We start from the raw sequence: 1,767 nt of genomic DNA, 5'->3' as shown, positions 1-1,767 counted from the left end.
GTGCCAGTCGATGCCCGGGTGGCTATAGAAATCGCCATCTTCGGCCGATAAGACAGCATTCTTGAGGCGTGCGGGCACGTCGGCGATGTGCACGGGAATGCGTCGGGTCTCGCCGAAGGAGGCGATGAGCCGCCCGTCCGAGCTCAGTACCCGGAGCGGAACTTGCATGTGGTAGTCGCGCAGGACGGCGACCGAGGGCAGGCGCGGGGCCAGTAGCCAATAGGCGACGCCGATGGCGCCTGCCACGAAGAGGATGCCGGCCAGGGCGAGGTACAGCGCAATGCGCAGCAAACGCTTGAGGATTCGCATGAAGGGGGAGAGGTCGCCGCCGTGTGGGTCGTGGCGGAGTATAGAGCCAAGGCGGGGAGGGGCGCGGCTGGGTGACGCTCGACCCGTCCTGAAGGGTTTTCGCTAACCCAGTGACTGGATTTGTGAATTAGTGCCGGTAAGGGCCTGTGTGGCCCGTTGCCAATCCGTTAAGTTTTAGATCTAATGCCTTCGCGCCGAAGACCAATTCCGACAAAGGCGCGGGGAAGGGGGACAACGTGGGGCTCTTTACACCCAAGGCGGCGCCTTTGATTGGCGTCGACATCAGTTCGACCGCAGTAAAGCTGCTGCAGCTCAGTCAGGCAGGGGGGCGCTATCGCGTCGAACACTATGCCGTCGAGCCGTTGCCGCCCAATGCCGTCGTCGAGAAGAACATCGTTGAAGTCGAAGCGGTGGGTGAGGCTATTCGGCGGGCACTGGCCCGATCCGGTTCCAAGCTCAAACACGGCGCTGCTGCCGTGGCCGGCTCCGCCGTGATCACCCGTATCATTCCCATGTCGGCCGACCTCTCGGAGGATGACCTCGAGGGTCAGATCCAGGTCGAGGCGAACCAGTACATTCCCTACCCGATCGAGGAAGTTAGCCTCGATTTCGAGATCGTCGGGCCGGTTCGCGACAACCCCGAGATGAACAACATCCTGCTCGCCGCTTCGCGGACCGAGAACGTGGACATGCGCATCGCCGCCCTCGACCTCGGCGGCTTGACCGCCCGGGTGGTCGACGTCGAGGCGTTCGCCATGGAGAACGCGTTCGCCATGGTGGCCGACCAGCTGGCGGTCTCGCGGGACGCCCTGGTGGCGGTCGTCGACATCGGCGCCACGATGACGACCCTGGCCGTGCTGAAGAACCAGCGGACGATCTACTCCCGCGAGCAGGTCTTCGGCGGCAAGCAGCTCACCGACGAGATCATGCGTCGCTATGGCCTCTCCTACGAGGAAGCCGGCCGGGCCAAGCGCAAGGGCGGCCTGCCTGAATCCTACGAGATGGAGGCGCTGGAGCCGTTCAAGGAATCGCTGGTCCAGCAGGTGAGCCGTCTGCTCCAGTTCTTCTTCGCCGGCAGCGAGTACAGCCGCGTCGACCAGGTTGTCCTGGCCGGCGGTTGTGCCTCGATCGAAGGCATCACCGAACTGCTCGAACAGCAGCTCGGCGTTCCCTGCGTCGTCGCCAATCCGCTCGCCCGCATGGCGCTTTCCAGCCGCGTCCAGGCCCAGACCCTGGCCCAGGACGCGCCCGCGCTGATGATTGCCGTCGGCCTCGCCATGAGGAGCTTCGACTGATGGCACATATCAACCTACTCCCCTGGCGCGCCGAGCGACGCAAGCTGCGCGAACGCGAGTTCTATATCCAGCTCGGCATGGCTTTTGGCGCTGCCCTCGTGGTGCTGATCGCGTGGTCGTTCTGGATGGACGCGCGCATCGACAACCAGGCCGAGCGCAACAC

At 64.3% G+C, this 1,767-nt stretch carries 3 protein-coding genes; 2 read left to right on the top strand and 1 reads right to left on the bottom strand.

Going from position 1 to position 1,767, the window contains the following annotated elements:
• Window positions 1-309: transglycosylase domain-containing protein (locus AC1DYM_RS22975; RefSeq protein ID WP_477342358.1), on the bottom strand; the 309-nt coding region annotated here is incomplete at its 3' end.
• 236 nt (window positions 310-545) lie between these two features.
• Here AC1DYM_RS22975 and AC1DYM_RS22970 point away from each other — a divergent pair.
• Both AC1DYM_RS22970 and AC1DYM_RS22965 read left to right on the top strand, forming a co-directional pair.
• Window positions 546-1,604 (top strand): pilus assembly protein PilM, encoded by a 1,059-nt coding sequence (locus AC1DYM_RS22970; RefSeq protein ID WP_477342357.1) that lies wholly within the window; start codon window positions 546-548, stop codon window positions 1,602-1,604.
• Window positions 1,604-1,767: PilN domain-containing protein (locus AC1DYM_RS22965; RefSeq protein ID WP_477342360.1), on the top strand; the 164-nt coding region annotated here is incomplete at its 3' end. The genes AC1DYM_RS22970 and AC1DYM_RS22965, both read left to right, overlap by 1 nt.

Source organism: Luteibacter sp. P1_D3 (assembly GCF_056406135.1).
Note: the sequence above shows the minus strand (reverse complement) of the source record. Positions and strands in the feature narration are given on the sequence as shown.